This is a genomic window from Actinomyces capricornis (assembly GCF_019974135.1).
Taxonomy (GTDB): Bacteria; Actinomycetota; Actinomycetes; order Actinomycetales; family Actinomycetaceae; genus Actinomyces; species Actinomyces capricornis.
Genome location: NZ_AP025017.1, coordinates 456,609 through 483,394, shown reverse-complemented (window position 1 = coordinate 483,394; position 26,786 = coordinate 456,609). Strand labels below are relative to the sequence as shown.

General features: G+C 71.8%; 23 protein-coding genes. 11 read left to right on the top strand and 12 right to left on the bottom strand.

Annotated features, from left to right (window positions below):
- Positions 1-44: 44 nt before the first annotated feature.
- Together MANAM107_RS01945 and MANAM107_RS01940 are read right to left on the bottom strand one after the other, a co-directional pair.
- Complete coding sequence (locus tag MANAM107_RS01945; protein WP_223910424.1) at positions 45-356, bottom strand: transcriptional regulator; 312 nt, start codon at positions 354-356, stop codon at positions 45-47.
- Positions 353-1,051, bottom strand: coding sequence for a hypothetical protein (locus MANAM107_RS01940; RefSeq protein ID WP_223910422.1), 699 nt, complete (start codon positions 1,049-1,051; stop codon positions 353-355). The genes MANAM107_RS01945 and MANAM107_RS01940 overlap by 4 nt, the downstream gene beginning before the upstream one ends.
- Positions 1,052-1,325: 274 nt before the next feature.
- Here MANAM107_RS01940 and MANAM107_RS01935 point away from each other — a divergent pair, with 274 nt between their 5' ends.
- The 4 genes from MANAM107_RS01935 (at position 1,326) to MANAM107_RS13190 (ending at position 3,776) form a co-directional block, all read left to right on the top strand.
- On the top strand, positions 1,326-2,042 hold the full coding sequence (locus MANAM107_RS01935) for a DNA alkylation repair protein (protein ID WP_223910419.1): 717 nt from the start codon (positions 1,326-1,328) through the stop codon (positions 2,040-2,042).
- A 204-nt stretch (positions 2,043-2,246) separates the two neighbouring features.
- Positions 2,247-3,053 (top strand): alpha/beta fold hydrolase, encoded by an 807-nt coding sequence (locus tag MANAM107_RS01930; RefSeq protein WP_223910416.1) that lies wholly within the window; start codon positions 2,247-2,249, stop codon positions 3,051-3,053.
- A 62-nt stretch (positions 3,054-3,115) separates the two neighbouring features.
- Positions 3,116-3,427 (top strand): nucleotidyltransferase family protein, encoded by a 312-nt coding sequence (locus MANAM107_RS01925; RefSeq protein WP_223910413.1) that lies wholly within the window; start codon positions 3,116-3,118, stop codon positions 3,425-3,427.
- The gene (locus MANAM107_RS13190) at positions 3,399-3,776 is read left to right on the top strand and encodes a HepT-like ribonuclease domain-containing protein (protein ID WP_373314065.1); all 378 of its coding nucleotides are present in this window, start codon (positions 3,399-3,401) and stop codon (positions 3,774-3,776) included. The genes MANAM107_RS01925 and MANAM107_RS13190 overlap by 29 nt, the downstream gene beginning before the upstream one ends.
- A gap of 157 nt (positions 3,777-3,933) precedes the next feature.
- On the opposite strand, the gene MANAM107_RS01915 is transcribed toward MANAM107_RS13190, so the two are convergent.
- The 6 genes from MANAM107_RS01915 to MANAM107_RS01890 form a co-directional block, all read right to left on the bottom strand.
- Positions 3,934-6,414, bottom strand: coding sequence for an ATP-dependent Clp protease ATP-binding subunit (locus tag MANAM107_RS01915; RefSeq protein WP_223910408.1), 2,481 nt, complete (start codon positions 6,412-6,414; stop codon positions 3,934-3,936).
- A 494-nt stretch (positions 6,415-6,908) separates the two neighbouring features.
- On the bottom strand, positions 6,909-8,078 hold the full coding sequence (locus MANAM107_RS01910) for a glycoside hydrolase family 16 protein (protein ID WP_223910405.1): 1,170 nt from the start codon (positions 8,076-8,078) through the stop codon (positions 6,909-6,911).
- A 196-nt stretch (positions 8,079-8,274) separates the two neighbouring features.
- A complete protein-coding gene (locus MANAM107_RS01905) occupies positions 8,275-9,021 on the bottom strand; it encodes an ABC transporter permease (RefSeq protein ID WP_223910402.1) in 747 nt (248 codons plus the stop codon).
- Positions 9,021-9,932, bottom strand: coding sequence for an ABC transporter ATP-binding protein (locus MANAM107_RS01900; protein ID WP_223910400.1), 912 nt, complete (start codon positions 9,930-9,932; stop codon positions 9,021-9,023). The genes MANAM107_RS01905 and MANAM107_RS01900 overlap by 1 nt, the downstream gene beginning before the upstream one ends.
- Positions 9,929-10,171, bottom strand: a complete 243-nt coding sequence (locus MANAM107_RS01895; RefSeq protein ID WP_223910396.1) for an AbrB/MazE/SpoVT family DNA-binding domain-containing protein — start codon at positions 10,169-10,171, stop codon at positions 9,929-9,931. Before MANAM107_RS01895 ends, MANAM107_RS01900 begins: the two co-directional genes overlap by 4 nt.
- Before the next feature lie 225 nt (positions 10,172-10,396).
- Positions 10,397-10,792 (bottom strand): winged helix-turn-helix transcriptional regulator, encoded by a 396-nt coding sequence (locus MANAM107_RS01890; RefSeq protein WP_223910393.1) that lies wholly within the window; start codon positions 10,790-10,792, stop codon positions 10,397-10,399.
- An 81-nt stretch (positions 10,793-10,873) separates the two neighbouring features.
- Between MANAM107_RS01890 and MANAM107_RS01885 the strand changes: the two genes are divergently transcribed.
- From MANAM107_RS01885 to MANAM107_RS01865, 5 genes are all read left to right on the top strand, one after another.
- Positions 10,874-11,494, top strand: a complete 621-nt coding sequence (locus MANAM107_RS01885; RefSeq protein ID WP_223910390.1) for an NAD(P)-dependent oxidoreductase — start codon at positions 10,874-10,876, stop codon at positions 11,492-11,494.
- 9 nt (positions 11,495-11,503) lie between these two features.
- Positions 11,504-12,310 (top strand): protein-ADP-ribose hydrolase, encoded by an 807-nt coding sequence (locus MANAM107_RS01880; protein WP_223910387.1) that lies wholly within the window; start codon positions 11,504-11,506, stop codon positions 12,308-12,310.
- Positions 12,252-13,112, top strand: a complete 861-nt coding sequence (locus MANAM107_RS01875; RefSeq protein WP_223910384.1) for an SIR2 family NAD-dependent protein deacylase — start codon at positions 12,252-12,254, stop codon at positions 13,110-13,112. Before MANAM107_RS01880 ends, MANAM107_RS01875 begins: the two co-directional genes overlap by 59 nt.
- Positions 13,113-13,211: 99 nt before the next feature.
- Positions 13,212-16,163, top strand: coding sequence for a UvrD-helicase domain-containing protein (locus MANAM107_RS01870; RefSeq protein ID WP_223910381.1), 2,952 nt, complete (start codon positions 13,212-13,214; stop codon positions 16,161-16,163).
- A gap of 35 nt (positions 16,164-16,198) precedes the next feature.
- Entirely contained in the window at positions 16,199-16,582 is a 384-nt protein-coding gene (locus MANAM107_RS01865) for a winged helix-turn-helix transcriptional regulator (protein WP_223910378.1), read from the top strand.
- A 178-nt stretch (positions 16,583-16,760) separates the two neighbouring features.
- On the opposite strand, the gene MANAM107_RS01860 is transcribed toward MANAM107_RS01865, so the two are convergent.
- The gene (locus MANAM107_RS01860; RefSeq protein WP_223910375.1) at positions 16,761-17,162 is read right to left on the bottom strand and encodes a nuclear transport factor 2 family protein; all 402 of its coding nucleotides are present in this window, start codon (positions 17,160-17,162) and stop codon (positions 16,761-16,763) included.
- 457 nt (positions 17,163-17,619) lie between these two features.
- On the opposite strand from MANAM107_RS01860, the gene MANAM107_RS01855 reads away from it, so the two are divergent.
- Positions 17,620-18,705: a type II CAAX endopeptidase family protein gene (locus MANAM107_RS01855; RefSeq protein WP_223910372.1), complete on the top strand. Its 1,086-nt coding sequence runs from the start codon at positions 17,620-17,622 to the stop codon at positions 18,703-18,705.
- 272 nt (positions 18,706-18,977) lie between these two features.
- Here the strand turns inward: MANAM107_RS01855 and MANAM107_RS01850 are convergent, their stop codons facing one another.
- The 3 genes from MANAM107_RS01850 to MANAM107_RS01840 all read right to left on the bottom strand — a co-directional run bounded on the left by MANAM107_RS01850 (position 18,978) and on the right by MANAM107_RS01840 (position 24,651).
- Entirely contained in the window at positions 18,978-19,658 is a 681-nt protein-coding gene (locus MANAM107_RS01850) for a sugar O-acetyltransferase (RefSeq protein WP_373314064.1), read from the bottom strand.
- A gap of 158 nt (positions 19,659-19,816) precedes the next feature.
- Positions 19,817-21,829, bottom strand: coding sequence for a glycoside hydrolase family 84 protein (locus MANAM107_RS01845; RefSeq protein WP_223910369.1), 2,013 nt, complete (start codon positions 21,827-21,829; stop codon positions 19,817-19,819).
- A gap of 158 nt (positions 21,830-21,987) precedes the next feature.
- A complete protein-coding gene (locus MANAM107_RS01840) occupies positions 21,988-24,651 on the bottom strand; it encodes a glycoside hydrolase family 31 protein (RefSeq protein ID WP_223910366.1) in 2,664 nt (887 codons plus the stop codon).
- A gap of 257 nt (positions 24,652-24,908) precedes the next feature.
- On the opposite strand from MANAM107_RS01840, the gene MANAM107_RS01835 reads away from it, so the two are divergent.
- Entirely contained in the window at positions 24,909-26,765 is a 1,857-nt protein-coding gene (locus MANAM107_RS01835; RefSeq protein ID WP_223910363.1) for an alpha-glucosidase, read from the top strand.
- Positions 26,766-26,786 lie beyond the last annotated feature (21 nt).

The window sequence follows — 26,786 nt, the reverse complement described above, 5'->3', positions numbered from 1 at the left end:
TCACTGGAGATGGCGAGGAGTCGGGCGTCACCCGCCTGCCCCCGTCAGCCGTCGGCGATGGCGCGCAGCGCCTCCAGGTGCGCCTGCCACTGGGCGCGGCCCTCCTTGGTCAAGGACATCCAGGTGCGGGGCCGCTTGCCGACGTAGCCCTTCTTGATGCGCACCATGCCCAGGTCCTCGAGCTGGGAGGCCTGACGGCTGAGCACCGAGTCCGAGACCTGCAGGGTGTCGCGCAGGGTGGGGAAGTCGATCTCCTCGGCCGAGGCCAGGGCTGCCGCCAGGGAGAAGCGCACCGGGTGCATGAGTGCGTCATTGAGCCGATGGCGCGGGTGCTGATCGTGCTGCTCGGTGCTCACTGTCGCGCCTCCCGCCAGGCGCCCCACGTCGTCACTACGGTGATCGCCCCGATGGCGGCGAGGGAGAACCAGAGCTCACCCCTCCACAGCATCGTCATGCCGAGCATGACGAGCAGCCACAGGACGCCCCAGATCGCCATCACCTGGAGCCATCGTGTAGAGAAGCCCGCCTTGGCCGACCGGTGGAAGGCACCGAAGGCGATGAGGAGAGTAGCCAGCCAGGGCATGGAGACCGACAGGGGCAGCCAGACGAGGCGCTCATCGGCGAGGGTGACCAGGTGCAGGGCGACGATGAGCATCGAGCACAGGCATCCCAGGGCTAGCAGGAAGAGGCTCGGGACCACGCTCGCGCGCGAGCGGGTGGAGGCGCCCAGGCGCTCGGCCCGCACAAGGAGTGCCTGGGCCTGCGCGGCGCCAAGCTCCTGGGCTGAGAGCGCGGGCGGTAGGAAGGGGTCCTCTTCCTCGACCTCATTGACCGCCTCCTCCGCCTGACGGGTCCGGCTGGCGGAGGAGGCGATGACGATCGCCACGGCATTCGCAACCGCGAAGAACCCCATGGCGGCCATCTCCGGGCTCCTCGTCGTGACACCGATGGCGATGAGCGTGGCGACAGCGGCGATGCCCAGTGCGAGAAGGATGCGCCCCACCGGCCCCTGAGGGAGGGGTGCTCGGTCTGGGGCCCTGTTGGTGCTCATGGTGTGCTCCTGTGGGTCGGTGCGGCTGATGGTGGAGCGTCCTCGCTCCACGAATCAGACTCTAGCAAGTACTTTCCAAAGTGACAAGTACTTGCGTGCCGGGGTCCTCGGTCCCCAGGGTCGTCGTTGCACATCTTCGGCGCCCACCGCCGAGGCTCGGACCGAATGAACCGCGGGATCGTGCGGATCAACCATTCGGTCGATTCTTGACGATGTGCAGCCGGGGCTGCGGCCGCCACTGCGCCGGTGGCGCGACTCTGGCTATCGTGGCGGCATGAGTCCACTGGCAGGCACCCAGCTCGCCGAGGAGGCGGAGGCCCTCATTTGTGACCTGCGCGAAGCCCTGGCCGCGGCCGGCGATCCGGCGTGCGCCGCCCAGCAGCGCGCCTACCTCAAGTCCGACATGGAGATGTACGGCGTCGGCGTCCCGGCCGCCCGCCGCATCGCCCAGGCGGCCGCCGCCTCCCACCCCGGCCTGTGGCGGGAGGCCGCCGACTGGCGAGCCGTCCTGCATCAGGTGTGGGACGGGGCGGAGCGCAGGGAGGAGCGCTTCGCTGTACTTGCCATCATCCGCTCCAAGCACTCCGCGCCGCATGCCGACCGCATCGACTCCCTGGCCCTGTACGAGCACCTGCTGCGAACCGGCCAGTGGTGGGATCTGGTGGATGAGGCCTCGCATGCCGTGGGCCTTGTGGTCCTGGCGCATCCCGCCGCGGCCGCCCGGATGCGCGCCTGGGCGCGCGACGCGGACTTGTGGGTGCGCCGCAGTGCCATCATCTGCCAGCTCCAGCACAAGGAGCGCACCGACCTCGACCTCCTGCGCGACGTCGTCGAGGCCAATCAGGACGACGGCGAGTTCTTCATCCGCAAGGCGATCGGCTGGGCGCTGCGCGACTACGCCCGCACCGACGGCCGGTGGGTGCGCGCCTTCGTCGAGGCCCACCCGCGCCTGTCCCCTCTGAGCCGCCGTGAGGCCCTCAAGCACCTGTGAGGCGGGCACTTTCGCTGGGTCGCTCGCATCCTGAGGGCCCAGACGGCGCGGAATCAGCGGGCGAAGAGCGGATGAGCCAGCGAAAGGCGCCCGAGCCCGCAGCCCGTCGCCCGCCACCGCCCGCTGCCACCCGTACAGTTGCCCCACCGCCGCGCCACCACCCCACCACCACCCAGGCGCCCGCGGGCCAGACCGGAGGAGACCATGAGCACCCAGCCGATCACCTGGATCCGCAGCCGCCGCCCGGGGGCGCCCCAGCTGCTCCTGTGCCACGGCGTGACCGACAACGCCGCCTCCCTGGCCGGGGCTCTCCAGCACTGGCAGGATGCCTACGACGTCACCGGCCTGGATGCCCGCGGTCACGGCACCTCCCCGCGCCTGACCCCCGACCAGCTCGCCGACCCCATCTCCGTCATGGTCGACGACGTCATCTCCCTCCTGGAGGACCGCCAGGCCCATGAGCCCGGCGTGCCCCGCGTCCTCGTGGGCCACTCCATGGGCGGGGCCGTGTGCGCCGCCGCGGCCGCCGCCCGCCCCGACCTCGTGGAGGCCCTCATCGTGGAGGACCCGGCCTGGCTCAGCGCCGAGCAGGAGGAGTCCTACCGGCAGGGCGCCTGCGCCTCAGCCGACCACATGGACCGGATCGCCGCTGACCCCGCCCGCGCCCTGGCTCAGAACCGGCGGGACTACCCCGCCTGGGAGGTGCAGGAGGCCTGCGCCTGGCTCCAGGCCAAGACCCAGGTCGACCGGGGCCTGCTGCGCACCGGCATTGTCACCCCGCCCACCCCGTGGCGGCAGGTCGCCGCGTCCCTGAGCGTGCCCACCCTGGTCATCACCTCCGACGGCGGGGGCGTCCTGCTCGGTCAGAAGGGCCTGGCGCAGGTGCGGGCGCTGGACAACCCGTGCCTGACCACCGCCCTGGTGCCCGGCGCCTCCCACTGCGTGCGCCGCGACCAGCCCCGGGGCTTCTACGAGGCCTGCAACTCCTTCCTGCGCCAGGCCCTTCCCTGAACCTCTGCGGGTGGCTTCGGCTGGGCTTGGCGCAACGCGGCTCTCCTTGAGATACTTCGCTCATGAGCGGATTCGAGCGTTTCCTGCCGAGCGCGCAACTCCTGGCTCGCGCATGTCAAGAGCATGGTGTTGCTCGGCTGCGCTTGTTCGGCTCTGCGGCAACGGATCGTTTCGACCCGGATCGTAGTGACCTTGATTTCCTTGTGGATTTTCTCCCGGGGCGCTCGGATCGGCTTGCCGACTATCTTGGTCTTCGAGATGAGCTGGCGCGATTGACGGGGATGTCAGTCGATTTAGTTATCGCCGACTCGATGAGGAATCCTTATTTCCGGGCCTCGGTCCTGGATGGAGCGAAGGAGCTCTATGCGGCGTGAAACGTCAGCGTACTTGTGGGATGCGCTGCAAGCGGCTCGGGCTGCGGGGCAGTTCATCGAGGGCGTTGAATATCAGGAATTCGTTGGCGATCTCATGCGCAGGTCGGCCGTGGAGCGGCAGATCGAGGTCCTTGGCGAGGCACTTAATCGCATCCGTCGCGCCGACCCTGATGTGTCCTCGGCGATCGAGGATGCGGATCGTATCATTGGGATGAGGAATATCATCGTTCATGAGTATGGGAGCATTGATTACCTTCTTGTCTGGCAATCAGTGACAATGAGGGTGCCGGCGCTTGCTGCGCTATTGGCGTCACTGCTTGAGGAGCATGGGCAGGATTCTACGCCGTAGGGTGCGCCTGTCGTCGTCAGGTGGCGATAGCGGGCACTGCATGAGCCGGAGTGCACATGCTGGGAAGAGCTCCTTCCAGATACCGCGTCAGGCACTCAAGCGCGTGAGCCCCGGCCTCGCCCGGCTGTGTGGGAGGCACGGGCGCAGCCGAGTGTGATCACGCAGGTTCGTCCTCGCTGCTCTCGCCGGGCTTCTGGCCGCGGGTCACCGACAGCTCCAGGTCCCCGTCCGTGACCTCCACGACGACGGTGTCCCCAGGCTGGGCGGCGCCGTCGAGCAGGAGGGCCGAGATCCGGTTGTCCAGCTCGCGCTGCACTGTGCGCCGCAGCGGGCGCGCGCCCAGGCCCGGGTCGAAGCCCTCCTGAACCAGCAGGTCCTTGGCCCCGTCGCTGACCTCCAGGGCAACATCCTGGGCGGCCAGCAGGCGCCGCGTGCGGGCCAGGATGAGATCGATGATCTCGCGCAGCTCGGCCTGGGTCAGGCGGTGGAAGATCACCGTCTCATCGATCCGGTTGAGGAACTCCGGCCGGAAGTGGCTGTGCAGCAGCTCCATGATCTGCGGCTCGATCTCGGCCAGGTCGCCCTCATGGTCCAGGATGAGGTGGGCCCCCAGGTTCGAGGTCATGATGACGATCGTGTGGGTGAAGTCCACGGTGCGCCCCTGGGCGTCGGTCAGGCGCCCGTCGTCGAGCAGCTGCAGGAGGGTGTTGAAGACATCGGGGTGGGCCTTCTCCACCTCATCGAAGAGGATGACCGAGTAGGGCTGGCGGCGCACCCGGTCGGTGAGCTGGCCGCCCTCGTCGTAGCCGATGTAGCCGGGAGGGGCGCCCACCAGCCGAGAGACCGTGTGCTTCTCCTGGAACTCCGACATGTCCAGGCGGATCATCCGCCCCTCATCGCCGAACACGGCCTCGGCCAGGGCCTTGGCCAGCTCGGTCTTGCCCACGCCCGTGGGGCCCAGGAACAGGAAGGAGCCCAGGGGGCGACCCGGGTCGGACAGCCCCGCCCGCCCTCGCCGCACCGCCGCGGCCACGGCCGCCACCGCCTCGCCCTGCCCGATGACCCGGTGGTGCAGGGCATCCTCCAGCCCCAGCAGGCGGGTCTTCTCCTCCGCGGTCAGGTCGGCCACGGGGATGCCGGTGCGGCGGGAGACCACCTCGGCCACGTCCTGGGTGTCGACGACGGGTGTGGCGCTCTCGCTCGAGGCCTCCAGAGCGGCCTCGGCCTCCTGGCGCTGGGACTTCAGCTCCCCGGCCCTGGTGAAGTCCTCGACGGCCACCGCCTCATCGATCTCCCGGGACAGCGCCGCCACCCGATCCTCCAGGGCCTTGGTGTCGGCGTCGGGGGTGCGGGCCTTCAGCCGCGCCCGGGCCCCCGCCTGATCGAGCAGGTCGATGGCCTTGTCGGGCATGAAGCGGTCGGTGATGTAGCGGTCGGACAGCTCGGCCGCGGCGGTCAGGGCCTCATCGGTGTAGGTGACCCCGTGGTGGGCCTCGTAGACATCGCGCAGGCCGTGGAGGATCTCAATGGTGTCCTCCACGCTGGGCTCGCTGATGAGCACCGGCTGGAAGCGCCGCTCCAGGGCCGCATCCTTCTCGATGTACTTGCGGTACTCATCAATGGTGGTCGCCCCGATCGCGTGGAGCTTGCCGCGCGCCAGCGCGGGCTTGAGCAGGTTGCCGGCATCCATGGAGCCCTCGCCCCCGGTGCCTGCCCCCACCACCGTGTGCAGCTCGTCGATGAACAGGATGATGCGCTCCTGGGAGGCCTCGACCTCGTCCAGGATCTTCTTGAGCCGTTCCTCGAACTCTCCGCGGTACTTCGCCCCGGCGACCACCGCCCCCATGTCCAGGGCGATGACGCGCGCCCCGGCCAGGGAGGAGGCCACATCCCCGTTGACCACGCGCTGGGCGATGCCCTCGACGATGGCCGTCTTGCCCACGCCCGGATCCCCGATGAGCACCGGGTTGTTCTTGCGGCGCCGCGCCAGGATCTCCACAGTCTCCTCGATCTCCTCGGCGCGCCCGACGACGGGGTCGAGCTCGCCGGCCCGGGCCTGGTCGGTCAGGTCCGTGCCGTACTCGTCCAGGGTCGGCGTTGTGCTCTGGGGATGGCCGCCCCGGCCACCGGCCAGGGGCCGCTCGCCCCGGCCGGGCTCGATGGGCCGGCGGGTCAGGAGGCGGGCGGCCGGGTTGTCGGAGTTCGAGGCGATGCCGATGAGGATGGACTCGGGGCTGATGTAGTCCGCCCCGGTGCGGGCCGCATGCTGCTGGGCGACCTGGATGGCCAGGCGCAGGCGCGGGCCCAGGCGGGGTGCGTCGTCCCCGGTGGGCAGGCCGTCGAGCCAGCCCCCGACCGTGTCGGCGACCTCCTGGGGTGACAGGCCGGCATCGGTGAGGATGGACCGCCCCTCGGGGGAGGTGGCGGCCGCCAGCAGGACATGCTCCGGGGTGACCTCGCTGTTGCCCCGCTCGGCGGCCTCGTCGACGGCCTCGGCCAGCAGGCTCTTGGCCGACTCGGTCAGCAGGCGGGAGAGGTCCACGCGCTGCACGGGGGCGCGCCGGGGGCCCGAGGGGCCGAAGAAGCGCTCGAAGATGTCGTCGAAGGGGGAACCGGGGCCGATGGGCCAGTCGCTCATGGTGGTGCCTACTCTCGGTCGGGTGCGCATGCCAGCGCTGGAGGCGGCATGCCGATGGCGTGTCCGGCGCATGAGGGCCCTGGTGGCGGCGCGGATGGCGCGAGTGGTGCGGCAGCCGCGGCCCTGCGGTCTCAGCGTCCAGACCTCGTCAGAATGTGACGGTCCTCCCATGGTAAAGGCGGGGCCGGTTCCCTCCAGGGCTTCGCCTCTGGGCGAAGCACGCTCAAGGCTCCGGCCCTGCTGCCCGACGGTGTCCGCCGGCCGCCCGCCCTCCCGCGGAGTCCCCTCGGGCGCCCCGAGCCCCGTCCCCGAAGCGCGGGCTGTGCAGCTCGGGCAGTGCGGCTGGGTGCCGGTCCTCGACGACGACGCCCCCGGCCCCCGGAGCGCAGCCGTGCGGCCGCCCGCGAGGGGACGGCCGCACGGCGTCTGCATGAGTTCCAGGCGCTCCTGGGCCCTGGCTCTCGGGCCCGCCCGGGAGGCCGGCCCGGTGGGGCTCAGTTCCTGGTGTAGTGGGCGACGTAGTCGATCTCGATGTCGCTGACCGCAGGCGTCAGCGGCCCGGGCACACCGCCGTCGACGGTCTCGGTGCTGCTCTGCCAGCCGTTGGGGTCCATGGCGCCGGTCTGGAAGCCGATGAACATCTGCTTGTCCGTCACGCTCGGGTGCTCGATGGTGCCCCAGGGCCGGCCGTCGAGGGTGAAGGTGATGAGGTCGGGCTCCACGATCACGCCGTAGGTGTGCCAGCCGCTCATGTCGTGGTGGTCCATGAAGCGGTGCTCCTGCTTGTTGTCCGGATCCCAGTGGTAGACGCCCATGACCTGGGGGCCGTTGACTCGCCCCTCGGCGAAGTCGATCTCCGGGGGCCAGCCCTCATCGGCGGGCCACAGGAGGAAGGCGTAGCCGATGCCCTTGGCCTGCGGGAACCTCGCGCGCACCTCCCACCTGCCGTAGGAGGCGGTGTGGACGAACTTCGAGCCGGCGCCCCCGGCGCTCCACTGCCCGTTCTCGTACTGGGTGCGGATGACGAGGCTGCCGTCGCGGGTGAAGGAGTTGCGCTGGGACATCACGCCCATGGCGCCGTGGCCCACCGGCGGGTCGCCCCAGCCGTAGCGCTCCCACTTCGTCTGCTCCAGGGGCGTGTCGAAGCCGTCGAAGAAGTCGATGCTCCAGCCCTCGATCTGCGCCTGGGACTGGTCGTGGCCGGGCTCGGAGCCGGGTGAGCCGGTGCTGCCCGGTCCTCCCGTTCCCGGGCTCTCGGGCGCCTGCCCGCTGCCGGTCTCCGGCGCGGTGGGCCCCGCGGTGCCCGGCCCTGCTGCTGGCGGCTGGGGCGTCGTCGACGACGGCCCCCCTGCCTCGGGCGGCGCCGCTGACGGAGCCAGGGGCGAGGCGGGGCCCGACGGCGCTGCGGCACTTGCGGCGGGGCTCGGCTGCGCGGGGGCGTCCAGGGAGGGTGAGGGCGCCGCGCCCCCGCCCTCATCGGCCGCCGGCCCCTGAGACTCCCCGGGGGCCCCGGGCTGCTCGGCCGCCGGGCCCACTGTGCTCGTGGACCCCGGTCCGCCGGCTCCCGCGTCCCCGGGGGCCGGCCAGCAGCCGGCCAGGCAGGCCGATGCCATCCCCGCCGCCGTCAGGGCGGCGATTCTCCGTATGCCGTAGTGCGTCATCATCAGTCCTCTCCTCCTGATTGCTGCACGGGTACCCTAACCACTGCACGGGGAGCGCGGGCCGGTTCGGGCGGACTCCTGTCCGCGCGGGGCCGAGTTGCAGGGCTGAGGGGGGCGGGTGGCCCGATCCCGCCCCTGCTCCGCCCCATGCCCTCGCGGTCCCATCGGCTCTATCGGCCCGGGCTCCAGCCCGGCCGGCTCAGGTGCTCCACGTGAACAGGCGCGCCCCCAGTGCCCCGAGGATCATGGCCATGCCGGCCAGTACTGCCGTCGCCGGGCCGTAGTGGGACCACGGCTCGCCACCCCACAGGCCCCGCACCAGGTCGACCAGGTAGTAGAACGGCGAGTAGCCCATGATGCGCTGGACGCTTGCGGGCAGCTCGGCCGTGGGGATGAACGCCCCGGAGGAGAGCATGAGCACGATGAACAGCCCATTGCCGATGCCCGTGGCGGCCCGCGAGGAGGGGAGGACGGCTGCCAGCGTGTAGCCCAGGGCCAGGAAGGCCACTAGTCCGAGTGCCACCGCGGCCACAACCAGAAGCGGATTCCCCCGCAGGGTAGCGCCGAAGCCGAGCATGCCGGCCGCCAGCGCCAGGATGACGCCGGCCATGCTGATGAGGAAGTTGACGCTCAGATCCGCGGCCACATAGATCCCCTGCCGCAGCGGCGTGGCCCGTAGCCGGGCCAGGGCCCCGCTCTCGCGGAGCTGGAGCTGGGTGACCGGCAGGAGCAGGACGCCGGTCATCGCCACCACCAGACAGGAGCAGGCGGGCAGCACGGCGTCGACGAATCCCTGCCCCCCGAATTGGGGCGTGGGGTCATTGCCGAAGAACAATCCGAGGATGATGACCAGCATCGGGGCGAAGATGAGGCTGAAGAACAGGCCCACCGGCTCGCGCAGCGCGGAGCGGGCGAGCATGACGACCAGAACCCGATAGGTGCGCATCAGTGTGCCTCTCTCATGGCGCGCCCGGTGAGGTTGAGGAAGACCTCCTCCAGGCCGGGCGAAGTGGTGGACATGCTGGTGACGCCGACGCCGGCCCCGGTCAGGTGGGCCAGTGCGGCCTGGGCGAAGGCTCCGGAGCCGCGCACCACCGTCGCCGCGCCGTCGGCCTCCACCGAGGAGACGCCCTCGACGGCGGACAGGGAGGCGGGTGCCGGCCCGTCCAGCGAGAGCCGCAGGCGGCCCTGCCCGCCGTGAGCCGCGATGAGGGCCGCGATGGTGTCCAGCGCGATGATCCGGCCGTGGTCGATGATGGCGACCCGGTCGCACAGGGCCTCGGCCTCCTCCATGTTGTGGGTGGTCAGCACCACGGTCTTGCCGCGCTCGCGGATATCGCGGACGACGTCCCACATCGCCAGGCGCGCCTGCGGGTCCAGCGCCGTGGTCAGCTCGTCGAGGAAGAGCAGGTCGGGGTCGTGGAGAAGGGCCAGGGCGATGAACACCCGCTGGCGCTCGCCCCCGGACAGGCTCGTGACGTAGGAGGACTCCTGGGCGGCGATGCCGAGCCGCTCCAGGAGCGGGCGCCAGGGCAGGCAGCGCTCGTAGAAGGTGGAGAAGAGCTCCAGGGCCTCGCCCACCTTCAGACGGGGCAGGAGCGAGGCCTGCTGGAGCTGGACGCCGGTGCGCTGGGCCAGGGCGCGTGCCTGCCTGGTCGGGTGGAGGCCAAGGACCTCGATGGCTCCGGAGGTAGGTTCATCCAGGCCCTCGATGCAGTTCAGGAGCGTGGTCTTGCCCGCGCCATTGGGGCCGATGAGGCCGAAGATCTCGTTGTCCTCCACCTCCAGGCTCACGCCGTCCACGGCGGCGAGGCCACCGAAGCGGCGGGTGACGCCTCGGCATGACACGGCGGTCACGGCTCCTCCTTGGCCTGCGGTGGTTGGGCGCCGCCGCTCATGATCTGCGTGATGTAGAGGTCGGCGAGATCGGGCGGGACGATGGCGATGCCCTGCTCGACGTCGGCCAGGATGAGGACGGTGTCTCCCGGCTGGATCCCGAACAGGTCCCGGACCCCTTTGGGGATGACGATCTGGCCCTTCTCTCCGAGGGCGACGGTGGCGGCGAACTTTCCTGGGGGTGGTGCTGGTGAATTCATGACCCAAGGGTAGCAAAGTAGGAGAAGTAAGACTAGTTGAACTAGTGAGTCATGGGGGAGTGGTGAGCGGGGCGCCCCGCCCTCCCCGCCGGCTCTGCGCATCGTCTCGCCCCGACGGCGCTCCCGGCCCCGACGTCCCGGCATGCCCGCAACGCCGTCGATGATCCGCTCATCGGCCGCCCCCACCTGGTCCCGCCCGGACCGCGGGTGGGCCGGCGCTGCGCCTCAGGCGCCCCCCAGTGCTGCGGCCCCTGCGGAGAGGTCCTCTGCTGGGTCTGCGTGCCGTGAGAGCTCCTGGTACCGACTGCCCCAGGAGGAGAGGCTGTCGAGCACGGGCGCCAGACTGCGCCCGAGGTCGGTCAGGCCGTACTCGACCCGTGGGGGCACCTGCGCGTAGGCCTTGCGCCAGATGAGCCCGTCCTCCTCCATCGATCGCAGGTTGGCGGTCAGCACCTTTTGGGTCACCCCGCCCACCGCATTCCTCAGGGCGGTGAAGCGCAGCGGCCCGGCCATGAGGTCCCGCAGGATCAGTACCTTCCACTTGTTCCCGATCAGCAGCAGACATGTCTCCACGGGGCAGGCGGGCAGGTCCGCCCGGTCGTGTGTTGTGATAACGCCCACGATTGCCTCGGTTTCCTTTTGGTTCCTAGTATCCGAACGATCCTAAGGTAGTCGTGCACCCGATCAGAAAGGAAGAGCATCATGAAGATCGTCATCATCGGAGCCGCAGGCAGGGCAGGTCGCCTCATCGCGCAGGAGGCCGCCCGGCGCGGGCACGAGGTCCTCGGTGTGGGCCGCAGTCCCAAGCCCGGAGTCGACCGCGTCAAGGACGTCTCCGACATCGACAGCACTGATATCGCGGATGCGGACGTGGTGGTCGACGCCCTCGGCTTCTTCACCCCCGACACCCTCGCCCAGCACACCTCGTCAGTGCTGCACCTGGCCGATGTGCTCTCCGGGAGCCCCACGCGCCTGCTGGTCGTCGGTGGGGCCGGGAGCCTCTACGTGGACCCCGAGCACCGCACCCGCCTGTTCGAGACCCCGGACTTCCCCGCGGAGTACCACGCCCTGGCCAGCGCCCAGGCGGCCCAGCTCGATGCGCTGCGCGGGCGCGACGACGTGGCATGGACGTACATCAGTCCCGCGGCCGATTTCCAGGCCGACGGCGAGCGCGCCGGCGGCTACGTGCTGGCCGGCGAGGAGCTCGAGACCGGTGCCGACGGCAACAGCGTCATCTCCTACGCCGACTACGCCATCGCCGTCATCGACGAGGCCGAGCAGGGCCGGCACCCGCGCCAGCGCATCTCGGTCCACGCGGAGTAGCGGGCCCCGATGGAGCCGGAGACCAAGGACAGCCTCGTCAGGAGCATGCTGGACTGGTTCCAGCAGGACTCCCCTCAGGCATGGGCGGCCCTGTCGGGCTGGCCGCGGCGGACCCCCGATGAGCGCCGCCGCCTCCTGCGGGGCCTGATGAACCTGCGGGGCCCCGCGCCCGTGCCCATCGGCGTCGCTGACGACCAGGACCGCCTCCTGCGCGCCGAGATCAGCGAGCGCGGGCTCATCGAGGCGATGTCCTTGGCTCCGCTCGCCTCGGATCAGCGCCTGGCCCTCTGGCGGGGGGACATCACCCGCCTGCGGGCCGACGCCATCGTCAACGCGGCCAATGCCCAGCTGCTGGGCTGCTTCATGCCGCTGCACCATTGCATCGACAATGCCATCCACTCCGCCGCGGGGATGGGGCTGCGTGCCGAATGCGCGCGCATCATGGCCGAGCGCGGGCGCCCGGAGCCCACGGGGACCGCCACCCTCACGCAGGGGCACTGCCTGGCCGCCCGCCACATCGTGCACACCGTCGGCCCCATCGTCCGCGGCGCCCCCACCCCCGAGCAGTGCCGTCAGCTCGCCTCCTGCTACGCCTCCTGCCTGGCAGCGGCGGCGGGGGCAGGGGCCAGGAGCATCGCCGTGTGCTGCATCAGCACCGGTGAGTACGGCTTCCCCCAGCAGGAGGCGGCCCGGGTCGCCCTCACGGCGCTGCGGGCGGAGCTGGGCAACCACCCCACGATCGAAAGGGTCGTCCTCAATGTCTTCACCGGCACCGACCAGGCCATCTACCGCTCACTCCTCGGGCCGGACGCCTGAGGGCCGTGAGGCGGCACGGATCCTCAAGGAGGCGATCGACGCCGCCGACGCCGTGGTGCTCGGGGCGGGCGCAGGCCTATCGGCAGCCGCGGGGCTGACCTATGACGGCCCCCGGTTCCGCTCCCTGTTCGCCGACCTCATCGAGCGCTACGGCCTGTCCGACATGTACAGCGCCGGCTTCCACCCCTTCCCCACGCCGCAGGAGCGCTGGGCGTACTGGTCCCGCCACGTCATGGCGAACTGCTACGACCAGCCGGACCTGCCGCTCTACCGCCACCTGCTCGGCCTGCTGGAGGCAACCGAGTTCTTCGTCGTGACGACGAACGCGGACACCGCCTTCCTGCGCAACGGCCTGCCGCCCGAGCGCCTCTTCGCGGTGCAGGGAAGCTACGCCCGCTTCCAGTGCAGCCGGCCCTGCCGGCAGGAGACCTGGGACAACGAGGCGTCGATCAGGGCGATGGCAGCCCACCAGAGCGATGCACGCATCCCCAGCGGTCTTCTTCCCCAGTGCCCGTGGTGCGGTGCCCCCGCCGCCATGAATCTCCGCATCGACAGCACCTTCGTCCAGGACGCCTCCTGGGACCGCTCCTGCCGGCGCTACCAGGACTTCCTCGATCGGCATGGCAACGAGCGGGTGCTCTACTTGGAGATCGGGGTGGGATGGAACACCCCGGGCATCATCAAGCTCGACTTCTGGCGCAGGGTGCATGCCAACCCCCGGGCCACCTACCTCCTGGTGAATCCCGACTCCACCGTCCCCGCGGAGATCAGGGACCGCACCATCATCCTCGATGGCCTGTGACGCCCCATGCCCGCCTGCCGCCCCTGGGAGGGGCGGCAGGCGGCGATGATGCGCGGCCATGAGCATCATGTCGTCGCCCTGGCCTAGGCTTGGTGCGCCATGAGTAACGCGATGAACCCCCTCTTCGGTGCCCTGCCCATGCCCGGCGCGGACGCCCGGCCGCCGGCCGAGGCCGCCCTGCCCGCCCTGGTTCCCAGCGAGGGGCGGGCCGGGGCCTGGGAGGACGACTCCTGGGCGCAGGTCGAGGCCCCCGAGGAGGACTGGGGGCCCGAGGAGCCGCCCGCACCCGAGGATGCGGCCGCCATCGCCCCCACCTGGGAGGAGCGCCAGGACGAGGTCGCCGCCCTCGTGGCCCGAGCCCAGGCCAACGCCGCCGCTGCCCGGGCCCGCCAGGACGGGCGGGCCCGGGGCGGGACCGGCGCCGGCGACGCCGGAGCGGGCGCCCCGCCGTCGTCCCGCCCGGGCGCCCCCTGGGGGGTGGGCGCGGCCGACCCCGAGGAGCTCGTCCGCGGCCTCAACCCCGCTCAGTCCCAGGCCGTCACCCATGCCGGCAGCCCTCTGCTCATCATCGCCGGCGCCGGTTCGGGCAAGACCCGCGTGCTCACCCACCGCATCGCCCACCTCATCGCCACCGGCCGCGCCCGCCCCGGGGAGATCCTGGCCATCACCTTCACCAACAAGGCCGCCGCCGAGATGCGCGAGCGCGTCACCGCCCTGGTGGGGCCAGCGGGGCAGCGCATGTGGGTCTCCACCTTCCACTCCGCCTGCGTGCGCATCCTGCGCCGCGAGCACGAGGCCGCAGGCCTGCGCTCCACCTTCTCCATCTACGACGCGGCCGACTCCACCCGCCTCATCACCCTCATCGTGCGCGAGCTGGGCATCGACCCCAAGCGCTTCACCCCCAAGACCTTCGCCCGGCGCATCTCGGATCTGAAGAACGAGCTCATCACCCCCGCCCAGTTCGCCGAGAGGGCCGTGGCCTCCAATCCCCTGGAGCGCCACCTGGCCGAGGTCTACCCCGCCTACGCCGCCCGCCTGGCCGCCGCCAACGCCCTGGACTTCGACGACATCATCATGCGCACCGTCCAGCTCCTCCAGACCCGGCCGGCGGTGGCCGAGATGTACCGGCGCCGCTTCCGCCACATCCTGGTCGACGAGTACCAGGACACCAACCACGCCCAGTACGTACTCGTGCGCGAGCTCATCGGCGGCCCCGGCTCCAGCGGGGCCTGCGCCCCCGGAGCCCCCGGCCGGTCCAGCGCCCCGCCCCCGGGCGAGCTGACCGTCGTGGGCGACTCCGACCAGTCCATCTACGCCTTCCGCGGGGCCACCATCCGCAACATCGAGGAGTTCGAGGAGGACTACCCCACCGCCGAGACCATCCTGCTGGAGCAGAACTACCGCTCCACCCAGAACATCCTCACCGCCGCCAACGCCGTCATCGCCCGCAACACCGGGCGGCGCGCCAAGAGCCTGTGGACCGACTCCGGCCAGGGCGAGCCCGTCGTGGGCTACGTGGCCGACTCCGAGCACGACGAGGCCCGCTGGATCAGCCAGGAGATCGACCGCCTGTGCGACGAGCACGGCCTGCGGCCCGCCGACGTGGCCGTCTTCTACCGCACCAACGCCCAGTCCCGCGCCCTGGAGGAGGTCTTCATCCGCTCCGGGCAGCCCTACAAGGTGGTCGGCGGCACCCGCTTCTACGAGCGGCGCGAGATCAAGGACGCCATCGCCTACCTGCGGGCCGTGGACAACCCCGACGACGACGTCAACCTGCGCCGCATCCTCAACGTCCCCAAGCGGGGCCTGGGGGACAAGGCCGAGGCCGCCCTGGCCGAGCACGCCACGCGCCACGCCGTCTCCTTTGGCCTGGCCATCGCCGATGCCGCGGGGGAGCCCCGCGAGCACCCCGGGACCGGAGCGGTGGGAGCCCCCGGAGGCGCGGGCCCCCATGCCGGCGATCCCCCCGCCGTCGAGGGCCTGACCACCCGGGCCCGCAACCAGGTGCGCGGCTTCCACGAGCTGCTCACCACCCTGCGCCACATGCTGGCCGCCGGCGACGGCGTGGCCGACATTCTCGACGCCGCCCTGGACGCCTCGGGCTACCTGGCCGAGCTGCGCGCCAGTGACGACCCCCAGGACGCCACCCGCGTGGAGAACCTCGCCGAGCTGCACTCAGTGGCCTCCGACTTCCAGGCCGCCAACCCCGGCGGGACCCTGGCGGACTTCCTGGAGCGGGTCTCCCTGGTGGCCGACTCCGACCAGCTGCCCGACGCCGACGCCCAGGGCCAGGACCAGGGCCAGATCACCCTCATGACCGTGCACACCGCCAAGGGCCTGGAGTTCCCGGTCGTCTTCGTCACCGGCATGGAGGACGGCACCTTCCCCCATATGCGCGCCCTGGCCGAGGAGGCCGAGCTGGCCGAGGAGCGCCGCCTGGCCTACGTGGCCCTCACGCGAGCCCGCCAGCGCCTCTACGTCACCCGGGCGGCAGTGCGCTCGGCGTGGGGGGCGGCCAACGCCATGCCCGCCTCCCGCTTCCTGGACGACATCCCCGCCCAGACCATGGAGTGGCGGCGCCTGGCCTCCTCCACCGAGGCCCTGCGCGGGGGCAGCTCCTGGGGGGAGGGCGGCCTGGCCTCGGGCTTGCGCCGCTCCTCGCGCGAGGCCTACTCCGACGACGACGATTTCGCCCCGCCCGTGGGCGCCGGCACGCCGCGCGCGGGCAGGCTCGGGCGGGTCGAGACGCCCAAGGACCGGGCCGAGGCCCGGCGCGCCAAGCGCCTGTCCGAGCGCGGCGGGCCGGCGCGCCTCGATGGCAGCCGGGGCTCGGGGGAGTCGGACCCGCAGGAGGAAGCGCTGCCCGCCGCCGTCGCCGGGATCCGGGTCGGGGACACGGTCCTGCACGACTCCTACGGCGCGGGCACCGTCGTCGGCCTGGAGGGCCGGGGGCGCTCCCTGACCGCCCGCGTGGAGTTCACCATCGACGGCGCCCCCACCACCAAGCGCCTCATGCTGCGCTACGCCCCGGTGACCAGGGCGCCACAATGACCACTGCGGGTACGGGCAGGCGAGGCGGGGACACGATGGCGAAGGACTACGACGTCATGGGGGAGGGGTGCCCCTCGCGCTCCTCCCTGGCCCGGATCGCCAGCAAGTGGCCCGCCCTGGTGATCCTCGCCCTCAGGGAGGGGCCGCTGCGCTTCACCCAGGTCCAGGCGGTCGTGGAGGGCATCTCCAACAAGGTGCTCACCGCGACCCTGAGGACCCTGGAGCGCGATGGGCTGGTGGCCCGCGAGGCCTTCCCCGGGGTGCCTGCGAGGGTCGAGTACTCCTTGACCCCCCTGGGCCGCAGCGTCCTGGAGCCCATGGCGGCGCTCCGGGCCTGGGCTGAGGCTCACGCTGGCGAGGTGCTGGAGGCCCGGGCCGCCTACGACGCCCGGCACGGCGAGCGGGCGGGCCAGGACTGACGGCCGCCACGGTGCCGGACCGGCTGCCGTGGTGGGCCGGGCTCGCGCGCTGGGCAGTGCCCTGCGGTGAGGTTCCTGCTGCTTGTCCGGGATGTGCGGCCATGTGCGGCGCTGGCTGGCGTCCGCCGCACGGTGCCTCGTGGGCCGGGCCGGGACTGGCCGCCTACGGCGGGGCCGGTCAGGCCCGCCCCCAGAACTCGTCCTCGGCGGGGCCGTCCTGGGAGAACAGGTGCACCTCGACGATGCGGCCGTCCCTGACCGTCAGCAGGTCGACCCCGGCCTGGTCCAGGTCGGCGCCTTCGCGCCTGCCCGAGAAGCGCACCGGGACGGCCACCAGCTCGCCGTTGCCCATGGCCGGGCCTTGGGGGACCACCGCGAGGGTGCCCCCGCTGGCCTCCATCATCGCCCCGATGAGGGCGCCGACCTGCTCAGGGCCGGTGTGGTCCCCCGAGAACCGGTTGGCGCCGGGCTGGTGCCAGACGACGTCGGGGGCCAGCAGGGCCATCGCCTCAGCGACCCGGCCCTGGGCCAGGGCCTGGAAGTAGTCGTTGACGACGTCGAGCGGTGTGCTGGTGGACATGAGGGCTCCTTGCTGTGGTCCTGCGTGCTGCGAATCGCTCCGGGTCTCCCACGGCGGGCTGATGCGGCCCCTGATCGGCCGACTGCCGGTAAGCAGCCGGTGGTTGCCGGTGTGGGCGGTGCCCCGGTGCGCGGCATGCCATCTGGGCATGCGCCAGGAGCCTGGCACCGGCGCTCCGGTTACCTCCACGTCACTACAGGAGTGAGGCTCGCCACTTCCGGTGCGCTGCGGGGCTCGCCCGGGACTGGGAGGGGGCCGGAGCCGGCAGGGAGTGCAAGATGAGCGTCGGTTGGCGGCAGGGACGTCGCTTCGCGACATGGACGTACCTTCCAGGTGTCGCCTCCGTCGCGAAGTGACGCCCCATTCGCGAACGGACGTTCTTCGTGTGCCTGGCGGTGGCCCCAGGATCGGACCTGGGGAGGAGTGCGGGGATGGGGCGCGGCGGGATACTGGAGAGATGAGCACGCACCACGTCCGCGGGATTTCGGAGGCCGGTACCACCACCAGTTGCGCCAGCGGCGTGGCGGATGCCATCGGCGGGGTCCGAACCGGCCACCCGGGCGCCGGCCACCCGGGCGCCGGCCGCCTGCGCCGGCTCCTGCCCACGGCCCCGGCATGGCGGCGTCCGGGCCACCGCGCCGAGCGGCTGGGCTGGCTCCAACTCATCCTCGGCATCGCCCTGGTTGTCATCGCTCAAGTCCTCGGCGGACTGGCTCAGGGGCTGGTCACCGCCGTCGGAGGCCCCGGGAGCCGTGGCCTGGGCTCGCTCAGTGGCGCCCTCGTCACCGCTGTGGTGGCACTGGGGGCCTACTGGTACCTCATCCGTTTCACAGGGCGCCGGGACGTCGTTGAGATCGGTCAGGGCGGCGCGCTGGGGGAGCTGGGCGTGGGATTGGCCATCGGGACCGCGCTCATCAGCGCCGTCGTGGCCGTCCTCGCCCTGGCGGGCTCCTACCGGGTCCAGAGCGTGGGCTGGAGTGAGGGCATTGTCCTGGGGCTGGCCTCAGGCATCTCAGCCGGTGTCGCCGAGGAGGTCCTCTCCCGCGGCCTCCTGCTGCGCCTGCTGGAGGACTGGCTGGGCACCTGGTGGGCGCTGGGAATCACCGCCGTCCTCTTCGGCGCCGGCCACCTGGGCAACGCCGAGGCCACAGTCCTGGGCGCCGTGGCCATCGCCCTGGAGGCGGGCATCCTGCTGGGGGCCTGCTACCTGCTCACCCGCCGCCTGTGGCTGGCCATCGGGGTGCACCTGGCTTGGAACTTCATCCAGGGCGGCATCTTCGGCTCCGACATCTCCGGGACCGGCAGCGGCCGCGGGCTCATCGAGGCCGGCTTCCCCGGCCCCGACCTGCTCACCGGAGGGCCGATGGGACTGGAGGGCTCCCTGATCGCAGTACTGCTGTGCACCGCCGTCGGGGTGGCGATGATGCTGGAGGTGCGGCGCCGCGGCCTCATCGTCGCACCCCTGTGGCGCCGCAAGTGCCAGGCCGCAGAGGTGCCCGTCCCCCAAGGGCGCTGCACATCTTCAGAGCGGCTGCGGGCATGAGAGCCCCGGAATGCTGCGGAACGGCCCGGCGCTGCCCGACCGGCAGGGGCTGAAGATGTGCAGCGGGCCCGGCGCTGCACATCTTCAGCGCGAGCCCCACCAGCCGATTGGCGGCACCACGCGGATTCCCACGCACTGGAGCAGCCAAGCGGCTGTGAAGATGTGCAAGGGGCCCGGCTCCTTGCTGCGAACTCCTGGCCGCGGACTGCCGGGAGGATCCCGCTGTGCGCCATGGAAGGGCCCGTGGCGCCGGGGAGGACGGCGCCGGCGGCTCAGTGGCGCGGGGCGAAGGTGGAGTCCTCCAGGGAGCGGATGACACGGGCAGGGTTGCCCACCGCCAGGCTGTAGGGCGGGATGTCCCTGGTGACCACCGAGCCCGCGCCCACCACGGAGCCCTCACCGATGCTCACCCCCGGGCACACGATGACCCCGCCGCCCAGCCACACGTTGTCGCCCAGCGCGATGGGGTCGGCCGCCTCCAGGCCCGCCCTGCGCGGCGCGGGCTCCAGGGGGTGGACCGGCGTGAGCAGCTGGACATTCGGCCCGATCTGGCAGAAGGACCCGATGCGGATCTCAGCGACATCAAGGGCCACCAGCCCGTAGTTGGCGAAGGTGCCCTCTCCCACGGTGATGTTGTCCCCGTAGTCCACGCGCACCGGCGGCAGCAGCCGGGCGCCCTGGCCCAGGCCCGGAATGGCCGAGCGCAGCAGGTCCCAGCAGTCCTCCTGCCCCAGGGCGAAGGCGCGCTCGAACTCGTAGAGCGCCTTGCGGGCGTGCGCGGCGATGCGCGCATTATCCGGATCGTCGGCGACGTACCAGTCGCCCGCCAGCATGCGCTCGCGGTTGGTGCGCTCATCGCCGTGGAAGTAGGGCTCGGCCTCGGGGAAGCGGGGTTCTGACGCCTCGGACCGGCTCCGGGGTTGGGCTGTGGGCTCGCTGCTGGGATCGCTCATGGCCCGACCGTACAGCGCCGACGCCGCAGCGGTGGAGATCCACCATGCGAGTGCGGGGTACACGAAGCGAGTGCGGGGTACTCGCTTCGTGCACCCCGCACTCGCACGTCGCAGCCTGCGCCCGCGTGGAGGCCTGCGCTCCCCGCTCGCGCGACCCGCTAGCGGTTCTTCCAGGCCTCGCGCGCCTCGTCCACCAGCTCGCTCATGGCCTTCTCGCCGATCGTGGGCGCCACGGCATTGGCCACCACATTGCCCTGCTCATCGAGGGAATCCACCTTCCCCGCGGCGGTCGCGGCGACCATCGCCTCCATCGTGTCGTGCGCCTTCTGGGCTCCAGCGGTATCCCCGCGGCGCAGTGCCAGGATGAGGTCGATCGCCGCGAGGTCGGCCTTGGCCCACTGCGAGGTCACCTCGATCCACGGCTTGGTATCGGTGTAGAAGCCCTCCTCCTCCACCGAGGCCAGTGTGGTGGGCGCGTCGGCGAGCAGTCGCAGGCGCGAGCGGAGCACCTCCGCCTTGGCGTTGAGATCCGCATCATCCGAGCCCTCCGTGGCCCAGATGACGTGGTAGGTGTCACGCCAGGTATCTGTCTGCTGCCACCCGGAGAACTCCCACTGGCGGTGGATGTCCACGAAGGCCTGGGCCGTCTGCCACGTCGGCCCGGAGTCGGCGCCCACGATGTGCGCCAGTGCCGTATCGCGCGCCACCCGGGCATCGTGCTTGGCGGGGTTCCAGGCGTAGCCGGCGTAGTCGGCCAGGGCCAGGCGCGAGGCGTAGGGCTGGATCATGGGGTTGGTGGTGATGCCGCTGATGGTGCTGCTCAGGTCGGCACTGCGCGCGGGCATCGCCCCCAGAAAGAGGCGGGCCTGGTTCTCCCCGTCGTTGGCCGGGAAGTTGTCCCAGATCACCAGGCTGGAGGTGTCGTAGTTCTTCTTGGCCTGTGCCGCCTGGGTGGTGGTGATGGAGTCGGTGACGATGGCGCGCCCGGTCCACTGGACCCGCACCCTGTTGTCCAGGGCCGAGCCGAGGGCCGTCATGTAGGGGGTGGCCTCCACTCCGACGTAGTGGGTGGGCACCGTCCACAGGTCGGGCAGGCCGTTGGGCCGGATGTACTCGTTCTGGATCCGGTTGAGGAAGTGGGCCTGGGCCTTGGCCAGGGACACCAGGCGGTCCCCGTTGCCGAACTGGGAGGTGTCGGACTCGCACAGAGGGGCGGGCAGGCCGTCAGGGCCCAGCAGATCGTCCAGGGCCACGTAGAAGCTGGTGATGCCGATACCGCGCAGCTGGTCGAGAACCGCGATCGCGGCGTCGTAGTCCTCCTGGGAGGTGTAGCAGATGGAGTCCCCGGGCGAGAGGGTGACCACGAGCTCCACGTGGGCGGCCTGGGCGGCCTGGGCCAGCTCGGCCATCCTGCCCAGCTCCGCGGCGGGGTAGAGAGTGCGCCAGTTCTTGCGCAGGTAGGGGTCGTCCTTGGGAGCGTAGATGTAGGTGTTCATGCGCTGCTCGCCCATGTAGGACAGGGTGTCCAGGCGTGCCTGGTGGCTCCAGGGCACGCCGTAGAAGCCCTCGACGACGCCGCGCACGGCCATCGTGGGCCAGTCGCGCACCTGGGCGCCGGTGACGCTGCCGTCCTCGATGAGCTGGTCCAGGACGGTGATGGCGTGGAACAGGCCATCGGCGTCGCGCCCCAGGGCCACCACTGTGGGCACGTCCTTGCTGAGGGTGCCCAGCAGGTAGCCCTCGGCCTGGGTGGGCACGCTCTGCTTGGGGGGCAGCCAGGAGCTGACATTCGCCGCCGCCGTGCCCAGCACGACGCGGGCTGCGGGCTTGGCCCCGGAGGCCACCACCGTGCCGCCGGCATCGGTGATCTGCTCGGTGACGGCGGCAACGACGTCGTCGTCGACCTCGCCGAGCTTGGTCACCTCGACCGATCCGTTGAGCGGGACCGCCGGGCCCTGCCAGGTCACGGACTGCGGGACCGGCAGCAGGACGGGGCGGCTCTGGGCGGCCTGAGCCGCCGGGGGGCTGATGAGGAGGGTGAGGACCAGGGCTGCCATGACGGCGATGGACATCAGGGGCAGGCCGGCGGTGGTCTGGGTGGACTGAAGGGGGCGGGCGGTGGCCACGCACACCTGGGGAGTACGGGTCCGTTCCCGTTCGGGGTATGCCATGGGCTGCATTGTGCCTGATCACAGGGTGAATAGCACGGCGAGGGCGCCTTGTTCCGCGCTGGTGGGCGCCTGGGCGCGACCAGGCCGCCCCTGGTCGCGCCCCGCCTGCCGGGTGGGGCGCGCCAGTCCCAGCGAGGAGCTGATCGGCCGACGGCCCGTCAGAACAGCTCGGCGACGGCGCTGCGCAGCGCCTCAGGCAGGCCCAGGGCCTCCAGCTCGGCCAGCAGGGCGGTGCCCTCCAGCCCCCGCTCCACCGCCTCCCAGGCCCGGTCCTTGGCCAGGTAGTCCAGGCGGGCGGGCTCCAGGAGGCCGTACAGCTCCTCGCGCCAGGGGGCGGGAGCCTCCACGGCGCCCTCCAGGACCAGCTCGACGCCGTGCTCCAGCTCCTGGTGGCTCAGCTCGCCCAGGTCGAGGAGCACGCCCGCCCCCAGGGTGAAGCCATCGGCCGCCACACTCCGGGGGCTCAGCCCGCGGCGCTGCTCCGAGGCCCCCACCTCCAGCGATGCGCCCGAGCACTCAGCGGCCAGCAGTCTCACACGCAGGTGCCGGGTCTCGGGGACCACGGGGCTCCCACCCTCCAGGCGGATACTCAGCCGGGCCCGGTCCGCACTGCGGGCGCCCTCGCCCCGCGCGATGTCCTGCCCGGAGGCGCCATCGGGCAGGACAGCACCCTGGCGCCGGGGCCCGGTGGGCTCAGCCGGACCGGCCGGGGCGCCGTCGTCGATCCGGCCCTGGGCGCCGGCCTCGCCGGCGGGGCCGGACCCGCTGCCCTGAGCCCCGGACCAGGACAGCGCCAGGACCGTGCGGGCCGTCTGCCGGGGCCCGGGGGCCGGTGAGCCGTCGTCCTCCTCCAGCACGAAGACGCCGTCGCCGCCGGGCACCACCACGATCTCCAGCTCGCGCGGATTGTCCCCGGCGGCCTCATCCAGGCCTGCCGCCAGGGGGATGATCGAGCCCGCCCGGGCCAGCACCGGCAGGCGATCCAGGGGCCGGGACAGGACCAGGGTGCGGCCTGCGGGTCCCGCCTCATAGCGCCGGCCCGTGGGCAGGTCGTACCACCGGCCCTCGGGCAGCCAGGCGGTCTCGCGCCCCAGGCCCGTGACCCCGTCGAGCGGGGCGGTCATGGGCACCACCAGCAGGTCGCCGAACAGGAAGGTCCGGCGGTGGGCGTAGGCGCCCTCCTGGTGGGGGTGGTCGTGGTAGAGCGGGCGCACCGGGCCCACCCCCTCGGCCGCCGCCCGCCGCGCCCAGGTGTACAGGTAGGGCACCAGCCGGTGGCGCAGCCGCAGGTGGGCCTCCATCGTGGCCCGTGCGTCGCGCGAGTAGCGCCAGGGCTCCTTGGAGTTGAACACCGAGCGGGTCGAGTGCAGGCGGTTGATGGGAGAGAAGCAACCCAGCTGCACCCACCGGGCCGCCATGGCGTCGTCGCGGACGCCGAACATGTGCCCGCCAATGTCATTGGACCACCAGTAGTAGCCGATATTGGCCGCCGTGGCCGTGAACTCCGGCTGGAAGCGCAGCGAGTCCCAGGTGGTGATCGTGTCCCCCGAGAAGCCCACCGGCGTGCGGTGGCTGGAGGCATCGGCGAAGCGGGAGAAGGTCACCGGACGACGGCGCAGCCCACCGTCCGGCCCGGCGGGGCGCTCGCGGCCGGAGTCCAGGTAGTGGATGTGGTTGAGCATCCACAGCGGGTCCAGGCCGGGGATCGTCGTCGTGCCGCCCTGCTGCCAGTCCAGCCACCAGAAGTCCACGCCCTGGTCCTCCAGGACGTGGTGGATGCGCGAGAGGTAGGAGCCCACGAAATCGCGGTCCCCGACGCTGAAGGGTACATCCGCCCCGTGGGAGGCCTCCAGCCCCAGGTCGGAGCACACCGCCTCGTAGGCCTCCTCGTGGCGGCGGATGCCCTGGGCCGGGTGGACGTTGAGGGAGACCAGCATGCCGCGCCGGTGGAGGGCCTCCAGGAAGGCGGGCGGGTCGGGGAAGAGCTCGCGGTTCCAGGTGTAGCCCGTCCAGCCCGTGCCGATGGCCGGGTCGATGTCCACCAGGTGCCAGTCCATGTCGATGACCGCCACGGACAAGGGCAGGCGCTCCGCGGCGAAGCGGTCCATGAGCGCCAGGTACTCCTGGTCGCTGTAGGCGTGGTAGCGGCTCCACCAGTTGCCCAGCAGGGCCCGGGGGATGAGCGGGGTGGGGCCGCTCAGGCGGAAGAAGTCGGTCAGGGCTCCGCGGTAGTCCTGGGCGTAGCCGAAGAGGTAGAGGTCCTGGGCCCCGTCCTGCAGGCGGCCGCCGGCGGGGCGCGGGGCCACCCACTCATCCTGCGTCAGCAGCAGGGAGGCGGAGTCGTCCAGGACGGCGATGCCGGTCAGCGCCAGCAGCCCCGGCTCCAGGGCGGTGCGCCCGTCGACCTCATCGAGGGTGCGGGTGGTCCCGCCCAGGTTGGTGGGGAAGGCCTCCTGGGGGTCCCAGGCATCGCCGTGGTACCAGGCGCCGCCATGCGGGGAGAGGGTGGTGGTGCGCAGGCGCACATTGAGCCCGGAGCGGCTGAAGCCCAGGGAGGGCACGTGGGTCAGGTGCAGGTGCTCGGTGATGATCTCCAGGTGGTCCTCGCCCCGCACCACCTGGAACGGGCCGGGATCGCCCAGGTCGCGGTCGAGGACCAGCTGGGTGGCCTCGTCGCAGAACACCCCGGTGGGGGAGTGCTCCATGCGGATGAGGCGGCTGGTGAGCACGGTGAAGCGGAAGGTGGGGCCGGCCACGACGGCGTCGGGGCGGGCGGGGGCCGGGCGCGGCTCTGCGGGGGCCTGGGACAGTGGAGAGGTCATGGGGGCAAGGGTGGCACCGCACCGCCCTCATCGCATCCGACCCGCCGCTGCACATCGTCGGGCCGGTGGGGCCGGGGGTGGGTGGGGCGATTGGCGTGATGGCGCGGCTGGGCGCGGTGGCGGCGGGCTGAGGATGTGCAACGGGGTCTGGCAGACTATGGCGCTGGCCGCCCGGGCGCCGCCCGAGTGGCCAGCCGGGCCGCCGCAGGCCGATCGCAGTCCCGCCGCCCCTCCGTCGTCGTAGGAAAGGACCTCCCATGAGCTCCCAGGCACCATCCCTCATCGTCTCGCCCAGGCACGTGGGCACCCAGGAGGACTGGTGGCGCCACGCCGTGGTCTACCAGGTCTACCCCCGCTCCTTCGCCGACTCCAACGGCGATGGCTACGGCGACATCCCCGGCATCACCTCCCGCCTGGACTACCTCGACGCCCTGGGGGTCGACGTCGTCTGGCTCAGTCCCGCCTACCGCTCCCCCCAGGACGACAACGGCTACGACATCTCCGACTACCAGGACATCGACCCCCTGTTCGGCACCCTGGAGGACATGGACGCGCTCATCGCCGGCCTTCATGAGCGGGGGATGCGCCTGGTGATGGACCTGGTGGTCAACCACACCAGCGACGAGCACGCCTGGTTCGTCGAGGCCCGCTCCTCGCGCACCAGCGCCAAGCGGGACTGGTACATCTGGCGCCCCGCCCGGCAGGTCGAGGGGCTGGCCCCCGGGGCGCCGGGAACCGAGCCCACCAACTGGGGCTCGGCCTTCTCCGGGCCGGCCTGGGCCTGGGACGAGGCCACCGGTGAGTTCTACCTCCACCTGTTCTCCACCAAGCAGCCCGACCTCAACTGGGAGAACCCCGAGGTGCGCCGCGCCGTCTACGACATGATGGCTTGGTGGCTGGACCGGGGCGTGGACGGCTTCCGCATGGACGTCATCAACTTCATCTCCAAGACCTACCCGTTGGCCGACTCCCCCCGGGGCGAGGGCCAGCTCTACGGCTCCGGCTTCGACGCGGTGGTCAACGGTCCGCGCATCCACGAGTTCCTGGCCGAGATGCACCGCGAGGTCTTCGCCCCCCGCCCCGGGCACATCCTGACCGTGGGGGAGATGCCGGGAGTCAGCACCGAGCAGGCCCTGCTGTACACCGGGCCGCAGCGGGCCGAGCTGGACATGGTCTTCCAGTTCGAGCACGTGGGCCTGGCCGACGGCCCGGGCGGCAAGTTCGACCCCGTGCCGGTGGACCTGGTGGCGCTCAAGACCAACCTCGCCTCCTGGCAGGAGGCGCTGGCCCCCGCGCCCCGGGAGGGGGGCGGCCTGGAGGAGCGGGGCTGGAACTCCCTGTACTGGGACAACCACGACCAGCCGCGCGCGGTCTCGCGCTTCGGCGACGACGACCCGGCCTGGCGCCGGATCTCGGCCAAGACCCTGGCCAGTATCCTGCACGCCCACCGGGGCACCCCCTACGTCTACCAGGGCGAGGAGCTGGGGATGACCAATACGGTCTTCACCGGCATCGAGGACTACCGGGACCTGGAGTCCATCAACCACTTCCACGAGCGCGTGGAGCAGGGGGACGACCCGGACGCCCTCCTGGCCGCCATGCCGGTCAACTCCCGGGACAACGCGCGCACCCCCGTGCAGTGGTCCGACGCCGAGCACGCCGGCTTCACCACCGGAGAGCCCTGGATCGCGGTGGCCCCCAACTATCGTGAGATCAACGCCGCCTCCCAGGTGGGGGTGGCCGGCAGCGTCTTCGAGCACTACCGCGCGCTCATCGCGCTGCGCCATGACGAGGACGTCCTGGCCCTGGGGGCCTTCCGCCTCCTGGCCGCCGACCACCCCAGTGCCTGGGTGGTGCTGCGCGAGCTGGAGGGCCCGGGGGGTGCCGAGCAGCTGCTGCTCATCGCCCAATGCGGGCGCGGGGACCTGGCGCTCAGCGGGGCCGGCGGCCTGTGGGAGGCGCTGGCCGCCGAGGGCCTGGAGGCCGGCGACTGGTCGGGCGCCGAGGTGCTGCTGCGCGCCGGGGACCCGGAGGTCCGGCCCGGCTCCGGGCCCACCGGTGCGCCCGAGGTGCTGGCGGGCTGGGACTCGGTGCTGCTGCGCCGTCGCCCCTGACCCCTTCTTTTCGACAATTTG